Source organism: Actinomadura sp. (assembly GCF_044508335.1).
In the GTDB taxonomy this organism is placed as follows: domain Bacteria; phylum Actinomycetota; class Actinomycetes; order Streptosporangiales; family Streptosporangiaceae; genus Spirillospora.
In genome coordinates this window covers 1-9062 of the sequence record NZ_JBIQHY010000183.1, presented here as the reverse complement: position 1 = coordinate 9062, position 9062 = coordinate 1, and the positions used below count along the sequence as shown (strand labels likewise).

Sequence of the window (9062 nt, the reverse complement as noted above, 5' to 3'; positions counted from 1 at the left end):
GGCAGCAGGGTCAGGCGCCGGGGTCGGGCGCCGGGGTCAGGCGTCCGCCGGGTGATCGTCGAGCTGCTCGTCGGACGGGCGGGGCGCTTCCGGGCCGTCGCGGCCGAGGCGGAGCATGCGGGAGACGCGGACGGTGCGGAACTCGCGTCCGCGCACGCTGAACGAGTGCCCGGACGCGGCGCGGATGCCCGCGGCCATCGCCTCCCATTCGGCGAGCTCCGCGGCGGACGGCGGGTCGCCCTGGAACTCGCGGAGCCGGGGGAGCAGGCCGGTGAAGCGCCGGGCCAGCCGGTCGCGGACCTCGTCGGGGTCGTCGCCGCCGGTGAGCGGCGCCCATGAGTCGCCGTCGAGCTCCACCGCGACGAACGCCGGCGGGAGCAGCACCACCCCGGGGTGCGTCCGGATCGCGTGCCGCGCCTCGGTCCGGACGATGCCGGGGACGCTCCCGGGCTTCGGCATGAAACCGGCGAGGTTCAGCCGCAGCTGCGCCTCCCACTGGCCGCACGGCGCCGCCGGGTCGATCAGGTGGCCGCGCAGCAGACCGTCCCGGGCGAGACCGTCCCCGGCGAGACCGTCCCCGGCGAGACCGTCCCCGGCGAGACCGGCGTCGGTGGCGCGCGGCGGCTCCAGCACCCGGTCGCCGAAGTGGATGAACCGCTCCACCCGGACGATCCGGTACCGGCGGTCGCCGATCTCCCACTCGTCCTTCTCGAGCTGCTCGCCCTCCTCCGGGTCGAGCCGGGCGGCGGCCGCGCGCATGGCTCCGGCGGTCGCCGGGTCGGGCTCGCCGGCGGCGGCCGTCCGCAGGTCGACGGCGAGGCCGTACCGGGCGGCGGAGGGGTCGTCGCAGCCGAGCGCGCCGATGCGCCATTCGCGTCCGCGCTGCACCGCGTGGCCGAAATCGGGGGAGCCGAACGGAAAAATCTTCGGGTAGCGCCGGATCCGCTCGCCGAGCTCCCGGTCGCGCACCGCCGCGACCGGATCGAGGCGGGCGACCACGTTGATGTGGTCGTACCCGCGCATCAACGCGAAGGTCATGCCCGCATCCTGGCCGGACGCCCGCTGGCGCGCACGGTTTTCTCCGCATTCCTGCGCCGGAATCGTCACCCTTGTCCGCGATTGCGGTCAATATTCAGACCGGTTTTCGGACGCTTATCCGTCCAGTTCGATGACGACCTTCACGTCGTCGGGGTGCGGGGTGAACGCCTCGTCGTAGCGCTCCAGCGGGACGCGGCGGGAGATGAGGCGGCCCAGCCAGTCCAGGTCGGCCTCCGCGAGCGCCCGCGCCGCCGCGGCGTAGTGGCCGAGGTTCGCGTTGACCGACCCGACGACCGCGTCGTTCTCCAGCACGATGTCGCGGTTGAGCGCGCCCGCGTCGACCTTCAGCGGGCGGCCCGTCGGCGACACGCCGGTCAGGCACACGACCCCGTACGCGGCGTTGTTCGCGATCGCGCCGAACACCAGCTGGGCCGCGCCCGTCGCCTCGACCACGATGTCCGGCCGGCACTCCGCGACGGCCGCGTCCAGCCCCTCGTGGTGGTAGGTCGCGCCGAGGCCGGCGACCAGCTCCGGCTTCGGCCCGTCCGCGACGCGGTCGAGGACGTGCACGTCCAGGCCGCGCTGCGCGCCCAGCAGCGCGGCGAGCAGCCCGATCGGCCCCGCGCCCGTCACCAGCACCCGGCGCGGCTCGAACCAGGAGCGCCCGCCGACCTTCTCGATCTGGTCCCACGCCTTGGCGACGACGGTGGTCGGCTCCATGAGCACGCCTACCTCGGCCAGCCGCGGGTCGAGCTTCACCGCGTAGTCCGCCTCGACCCGCCACGCCCGGCTCGCGTACCCGTCGATCTCCTTGATGCCGCGCTCGGTGTACTTCCCGTTGCGGCACATGTCGAACTCGCCGTGCGCGCACGCCCCGCACGGCTCCGGGTCGGGCCGCCGGACCACGCCGACGACCAGGTCGCCGGGGGAGAAGCCGCTGCCGGGCGGCGCCTCGCGCACCCGGCCGAGCGACTCGTGCCCGATGACCAGCCGCTCGCGCCCGGGCGGCGCCCAGCCGTAGTCCCCCGCGGCGATCTCCCGGTCGGTGCCGCACACCCCGACGGCGAGCCCGTCCACCAGCAGGTCGTTCTCCCCGGGCTCCGGGTCGGGGACGTCGGTCACGGCCAGCGAGCCGCCCTTCTTCGGCAGCACGGTCAGGGCGCGCATGCGGTTCCTCCTTCGGCTTCGGGCGGTTCAGGGGCGGTGGTGCGCGGGCCGCGTGCCGCTCAGGTGCCGGGCGGTGTTGACCAGCCCGACGTGCGAGTACGCCTGCGGGGTGTTCCCGATCTGCCGCCCGGCCGCCGTGTCGTACTCCTCGCTGAGCAGGCCGAGGTCGTTGCGCAGGTCGAGCAGCCGCTCGAACAGCTCGGTCGCCTGCTTGGTGCGGCCGATGCCGTGCAGCGCGTCCGCGAGCCAGAACGTGCAGGCGAGGAACGAGCCCTCGTCGCCCGGCAGGCCGTCCACGCCGCCGTCGGCGCCGGTGTCGTAGCGGAGCATGAACCCGTCCCGGTACAGCTCGCGCTGCACCTCGTCGACGGTGCCCACCACCCTCGGGTCGTTCCACGGCAGGAACCCGACCTGCGGGATGAGCAGCAGCGCCGCGTCCAGCCCCCGCGAGCCGTAGAACTGGGTGAACGTGCCGCGCTCCGCGTCGAACCCGTTCGCGCACACGTCGTCGTGGATCTCCTGGCGCAGCGCCTTCCACTTGTCGACCGGCCCCTCCAGGCCGTACCGCTCGGCGCCCTGCACCATGCGGTCGACGCCCGCCCACGCGAGCACCTTCGAGTGGACGAAGTGGCGTCGCTCCCCGCGCACCTCCCACAGGCTGTTGTCGGGGTCGCGCCAGTGCCCTTCGAGGAAGTCCATCAGGGCGAGCTGCATGTCCCAGGCGTCCTCGTCCGCGTCGATCCGGGCGGTGCGCGCCAGGTGCAGGCCGTCCAGGACCTCGCCCCACGTGTCCAGCTGGAACTGGTCGGACGCCGCGTTGCCCACCCGGACGGGCGACGACCCCTCGTACCCGGGGAGCCAGTCCACCGTGAACTCGGTGAGCCGCCGGGTGCCGTCGATGCCGTACATGATCTGCAGGTCGGCCGGGTCGCCGGCGACCGCGCGCAGCAGCCACTCGCGCCACGCCTTCGCCTCCGTGGCGAACCCGGTGCCGAGCAGCGCCTGCAGCGTGAACGTCGCGTCCCGCAGCCAGCAGAACCGGTAGTCCCAGTTGCGCGGGCCGCCGAGCTGCTCCGGCAGGGACGTGGTCGCGGCGGCGACGATGCCGCCGGTCGGCGCGTAGGTGAGCGCCTTCAGCGTGATCAGCGACCGGCGGACCGCGTCGTCCCAGCGCCCGTCGTATTCGTAGTGCCTCATCCAGTCCGACCAGAACGCCTCGGTTTCGGCGAGGGCCTGCTCGGGCTCGACCGCCTTCGGGCGCGGCAGGTGGGACGGCTTGTGGGTCAGCACGAACGGCACCCGGTCGCCCGCCGACACGGCGAACTCCGCGTACGTGGCGAGGTCGTGCCCCTCCAGCTCGACGGGCGTCTTCAGCCACGCCGCGTCCGGCCCCGCGATCGCGTTGAACTCGCCCTCGCGGTGCCGCACCCACGGCACGATCCGCCCGTAGTCGAACCGCAGCCGCAGCGCCGTGCGCATCGGGACCCGCCCGCTGACGCCCTCCACGATCCGGACGATGTCGGCCGCCTCCCCGCGCGGCGGCATGAAGTCGATCAGCCGGACGGTGCCGTCCGGGGTGTCCCACTCGCTCTCCAGGATCAGCGTGTCGCCCCGGTAGCGGCGCCGCGTGCACAGGCCGCCGGACGCGGGCGCCACCCGCCAGAACCCGGCGTCCTCGTCGCCGAGCAGCGCGGCGAAGCAGGCGGGGGAGTCGAACCGGGGCAGGCACAGCCAGTCGACCGATCCGTCCCTGCCGACCAGCGCCGCGGTCTGCGTGTCGCCCAGCAGCCCGTAGTCCTCGATCCTCAGTGCCAAAACGCGCACCCCCGCACTCGGTCCTCCGGCGTACTCCGATCTACCCGTGATAGTGGATGTATGTCCCGTCCGTCAGAGATTCGGAGAAAGGCCCCGGAAATGTGCCGGCACGGCGACATGGGAGCTGCCGCCGTGCCGGATGCCGAAGCGTCGTCCGCTACGGGGTGCTGCAGGAGATGGACGGGTCGGAGACGTCGCCGCTCGGCGTGCCGGCGGTGAAGCCGAACGACGCCGACTGGCCCGGCCCCAGGTTGGAGTTCCAGCCGACCGGCTTGACCGTGACGACGTTGCCGCTCGTGCTGGGCGTGCCGTTCCAGAGGGCGACGATCGACTGGCCGGAGTGCATGGTCATGACGACCGTCCAGGAGCTGACCGCACTGCTGCCGGCGGTGATGACGACCTGGCCGTTGAAGCCGTTGTTCCACTGCGCGGTGCGGGTGTAGGTGCAGGTGACGGTGCCGTCGTCGCCTCCGTCGTCGCCTCCGTCGTCCCCGCCGTCGTCGGAGGAGCCGCCGAGGGCTTCCAGGACCGCGTTGTACGCGGGCTTCTTGTTGTAGTTGTCGTCGAAGAGGAGCGCGGCGCCCTCACCGGGGAACGTGTCGGGAACCCAGGAGTACTTGTCGGTGATGCCCCACACGGTGATGACGGTGCAGCGCGACACGGCGAGGCACGCGGAGACGACCTTCTTGTAGTCGTTCGCCTGCGTGGCGAGCTTCGAGCTGTCCGCCGGGGTGTTCATGCGGATGTCCAGCTCGGTGATGTGGACGTCCACGCCCAGGGCCGCGAACCGCTGGATGTTGGCCTGCATGTCGGACGGCACGTTGCCCAGGGTCAGGTGCGCCTGGAGCCCGACGCAGTCGATCGGGACGCCCCGCGCCTTGAAGTCCTGGACCATGTTGTAGACGGCATTGCTCTTCGCGTTCTGGCCGTCGATGTTGTAGTCGTTGTAGCAGAGCTTGGCGTTGGGGTCGGCCTGGCGGGCCGCCCGGAACGCCTCCTCGATGTAGCCGTCGCCGATGACCCGCTGGAACACCGTGTCGCGGCGGGCGCCGGAACCGTCCTGGAACGCCTCGTTCACCACGTCCCAGTAGTTGATCTTGCCGGCGAAGTGGCCGGCCTCCTTCGCGATGTGGTTCCGCATCACGCTGAGCAGCTCGTCCCGGGAGGAGATGCCGCTGACCCACCCGGGCAGCTGGCTGTGCCACACCAGCGTGTGCCCGCGGATCGCCATGCCCTGCGCCTGAGCGTGGCTGACGAGCTGGTCGGCCGCGCTGAAGTTGAACGAGTCGCGGGACGGCTCGGTGGTCTCCCATTTCATCTCGTTCTCGGGCGTGAGCTGGTTGAACTCGCGGTCGAGCGTGGTGACGTACGCCGACTCGCCCATGTGGCCCTGCGCGGCGGCGGTACCGAAGACGCGGCCCTTGGCGGCGGCCGCCTCCCCGAGCGTGCCGGGGGCCGCCGACGCGGGGAGCGCGACGGCCACCAGCATCGCGAGGAGCAGCGACACTGCTCCCAGCACTGCGGTGAGTGCTCTTCTCATGGTTTCGTTCCTCCTAGGAGAGTGAGTGCTTTTCGTTCGGCCTTTCCGAGGAAAGTGGGAGGCTTCCGGGATTCCGGGGATGAAGAGTGCCTATTCGGGGGTGGAGCGAGACCCTGCCCGCCGGCTTTCCGGGGGACCGAGATAAGAGGTCCTGAGCCCTCCGGTGTCGACCACGATCTTCTGCAGGACGACGGTCGGGTCGACCATCCAGAACTTCAGGGTGTGCGTCCCCGGTCCGGTGATGGCGTGGGTGGTGACGGTGCGGTTCACGTTGTCGGACGTGTTCCGCTCCCACTGCCTGTTCATGGTGGTGTCGTTCGCGCCGGTCTGCGCCGTGACGTTCACGACCTGCGGCTGCTCGTCATCGATGGAGACGGCGTATTTCAGGCCCTCGGCCGAAAGGACGCTGTTCCTCGGCGACAGGTAGGCCCAGACCTTCACCGGACCGGTCGTGGTGATCGTCATGTCGTATTCGAGGCGCGGTCCCTCGCCGGGCTCCCGGCTGGGCGCGGTGACGGGGAACGGCTCCATTCCGGCGCCGGTGCGGCCGATTCCGGGGACGCGCTTCCACCGCGCCGCTCCCGCACCGGTCGCGCGGCTGTAGTGGTCGGCGTTCATGGAGACGTAGCCGCCCGCCTCGACGAAACCGTGCGCCCGGTTCGAGGCCGGCTTCTTGACGACGGCCTGGACGGTCACCGTGCGCCCGCCCGGACCCGAGATCTCGATGGGCACGCGGCTGGTGCCCTTGGGCGCGCGGGCCCAGTCGATCCACACGGTCGCCCGGACCTGCTTGTCGACCCGTCCCCTGTCATGGGTGACCCGCACCCAGGGCTTGCCGGGGGTGATCCTGTACTGGAACGGGTCGGACCCGCGGTTGAACACCTCGATGTACTGGGCGGGGCCGCTCTGGTAGGGGCTGAACTCCGGGAGGACGGCCTCGGACTCCGCGTGCGGCCACCATTCGTCGGAGCCGTCGATCGCCACGCCCATGTCGGCGCCGTCGGGGACGTCGATCCGCTTGAGCTTCGGGAAGATCTCGTCGGGCAGGGCCACGTTGTCGCGTTCGGGCTGCTGCCAGGGCGCGTTGGGTCCGTACCGCTCGACGTCGCCGTAGCCGATGTGCGGCTGGCTCTGGAAGCCGTCCCACTTCCCGCCGGCGAGTTCGGTGTTGTAGTGGTTCGACATCGCCTGGTCGTCGTCGAAACGGGCTTCGGCGAGGTCGGCGTAGTCGTTGGCGGCCGCCCGTCCCTGCTTCGCGTACAGGATGTTGGTGAATTCGGCGTCACGCAGTTCGTACAGGTTCGCGGTCGCCTTCACCTGGTAGTAGACGAGCTGGTAGTAGGCGTCCTGGTACTCCTCCGGCAGCCGTTCGCGTATCCATTCCGCCTCTGCCGCCAGCCGCTTCCACCGCGCCGTGACGGTGGCCATCTCCCCGTACTGGTTCAGGTAGAACGGCGTCTGCCGGTCGTCGTAGACGACCGCGCTGGAGTCGGTGGACAGGTCCTTGTCCGGGTCCACGGTGATGCGGCGGTTGAGCAGTTCCGGCTTGCGCAGCGCCTGCAGGTTCCCGTACTCGTCCAGGACGTCGGCGATCTCGTCCGCGTGCTCGGGGCCGAAGTTCTGCGCGGCGTACTGCCGCTCCCATTCCCTCAGGTTCTCCAGCTGCCACTTGCCGGGATTCCACGCGTAGTCGAGGAAGAACTGCAGCGGCAGCTCGTTGCTCTTCATGTCGCCGACGTTCGCCACCCACAGGTTGCGGATGCCGTACTGGTACGACTGGTGCAGCTGCTCCCACGTGTTGCCGAGCTGCGCGGTGTCGACCCACTTGTAGTTGCGGCCGCCGCCCACGTAGTCGAAGTGGTAGTAGAGCCCGTACCCGCCGGCCCGCTCCGGCAGGCTCCGGTCGGGCAGCTTGCGCATGTTGCCCCAGTTGTCGTCGGTGAAGACCACCGTGACGTCGTCGGGGACGCGCAGCCCGCGGTCCCAGTACCGCTGGACCTCCTTGTAGAGCGTCCAGACCTGCGGGGTGGCGGACGGGTCCTTGCCGGTGACCTCGCCGAGGATCTCGCGCTCCTTGGCGATGATGCCGCGCATCAGCTCGATGCCGTCGCCGTCCGGCAGGCTGACGTCGCCGTTCCCGCGCATGCCGATGGTCACGACGCCCTCGAAGTCCTCGTCGACCATCCGCTGGACGCCGTCCCTCCAGTACTTCTCGATGGCGTCGCCGTTGCGGCGGTAGCTCCACTCGCCCGTGCCCCCGTACGGGTCGTGGCCGGGTTCGACGATGTCGCCGTTCTCGTCCCGCTGCGCCGGGACGGCGTGCCGGTTCCACTCCTCGATGCCGCGCATCATCGGGGCCTCATGGGACGTCCCCATGACCACGCCGTACTCCTTCGCGGTCGCGTGGTTCAGCGGGTCGTCCTCGGCGAACGCCCGCCCCCAGACCGCCGGCCACAGGTAGTTGGCCTTCAGCCGGAGCATCGTCTCGAAGATCTTGGCGTAGAACTCGTGGTTGAAGCCGTTCGGATAACCGGGCGCCTTCCCGTTCCCGAAGAACTTCGGCGCCCACCGGTTCAGCGCGGGATTCTCGTCGTTGATGAAGAAGCCGCGGTATTTCACCGCGGGCGTGCCTTGCGTGTGCCGGCCCGGCTTGATGTACAGCGCGCGCCGGTGCTCGGACGGGACGTCGTCCCAGAAGTACCAGGGCGAGACGCCGATGTTCTTCGAGACGTCGTACGCGCCGTAGATCGTTCCGCGCTGGTCGCTGCCGGCGATCACGAACGCGCGGCGGACGCCCGGCAGCGGGTGGTCCACCACCTGCTCGAGCGTCGTCTCCCACTTGCCCGCGATGCCCGTGACGTCGAGCTTGCCGGACGAGACCAGGCGGTTGATCAGCGGGCTCCTGCCGATCGTGCCGACGATGACGACGTCCCGTCCGGACGGCGTCTCGTCCTGGGTGACCTCGGGTCTCACGCCGGTCACCCGCTCGACGTCGGACCGCAGGTCGCCGACGACGCGCACGACGCCGGGGAAGTCGGCGCCGCTGACCACCAGCGGCGCGGCCGTGCCGTGCGCGACGAGGGGGAAGTACCCGCGCCCGTCGTGGAACGAGATGTAGGACTCCGGATCGGCGTGCCCGTGCCCTCCGCGGCCTGCGGGTCCGGCGGCCCTCGCGGCGGAGGGCACGGCGGTGAAGGCGAGGACGGTCGGGACCAGGGCCAGCAGGACTTTCCACGTCCGCGGGGAACTGCCCATCGGCGGTCTCCTCAGAGGGGGGAGCTGTCTCGAAACTTTTCGATAACTTTTCGAGAGCAAACAGGAAAATAGTCCCAAGCGCCCCTAGCGTCAACCACTTTCACGGGCTTTCAAAGGTCAGCCCGGTCGCGGGAGTCGCACCGACCATGATCATCTCTTCGAAATCTTTCGATGAAGTGATCATCATGGCCGGCCGCGGGCGCCTGCCCCGCCGCGGCCCCGGGGCGCCGCTCCTCGCGCACCGCGC

5 protein-coding genes are annotated in these 9062 nt (G+C 70.7%); all 5 read right to left on the bottom strand.

Going from position 1 to position 9062, the window contains the following annotated elements; all coding sequences use genetic code 11:
- Positions 1–36: 36 nt before the first annotated feature.
- The 5 genes from ACIWVC_RS33280 to ACIWVC_RS33260 all read right to left on the bottom strand — a co-directional run bounded on the left by ACIWVC_RS33280 (position 37) and on the right by ACIWVC_RS33260 (position 8815).
- Positions 37–1038, bottom strand: a complete 1002-nt coding sequence (locus ACIWVC_RS33280) for a DUF5954 family protein (RefSeq protein ID WP_396455066.1) — start codon at positions 1036–1038, stop codon at positions 37–39.
- Between the two features lie 114 nt (positions 1039–1152).
- Positions 1153–2205 carry a glucose 1-dehydrogenase gene (locus ACIWVC_RS33275; protein ID WP_396455065.1) on the bottom strand — a complete coding sequence of 351 codons (1053 nt, stop codon included), beginning with the start codon at positions 2203–2205 and terminating at the stop codon, positions 1153–1155.
- A 27-nt stretch (positions 2206–2232) separates the two neighbouring features.
- A complete protein-coding gene (locus ACIWVC_RS33270; RefSeq protein ID WP_396452757.1) occupies positions 2233–4020 on the bottom strand; it encodes a glycoside hydrolase family 15 protein in 1788 nt (595 codons plus the stop codon).
- 157 nt (positions 4021–4177) lie between these two features.
- Complete coding sequence (locus ACIWVC_RS33265; protein WP_396452756.1) at positions 4178–5560, bottom strand: endo-1,4-beta-xylanase; 1383 nt, start codon at positions 5558–5560, stop codon at positions 4178–4180.
- 90 nt (positions 5561–5650) lie between these two features.
- Positions 5651–8815: a glycosyl hydrolase 115 family protein gene (locus tag ACIWVC_RS33260; protein WP_396455064.1), complete on the bottom strand. Its 3165-nt coding sequence runs from the start codon at positions 8813–8815 to the stop codon at positions 5651–5653.
- Positions 8816–9062 lie beyond the last annotated feature (247 nt).

Coding starts and splice junctions, on each gene's coding strand:
- ACIWVC_RS33275 (WP_396455065.1), bottom strand. CDS start 2,205: ATGCGCGCCCTGACCGTGCTGCCGAAGAAGGGCGGCTCGCTGGCCGTG.
- ACIWVC_RS33280 (WP_396455066.1), bottom strand. CDS start 1,038: ATGACCTTCGCGTTGATGCGCGGGTACGACCACATCAACGTGGTCGCC.
- ACIWVC_RS33260 (WP_396455064.1), bottom strand. CDS start 8,815: ATGGGCAGTTCCCCGCGGACGTGGAAAGTCCTGCTGGCCCTGGTCCCG.
- ACIWVC_RS33265 (WP_396452756.1), bottom strand. CDS start 5,560: ATGAGAAGAGCACTCACCGCAGTGCTGGGAGCAGTGTCGCTGCTCCTC.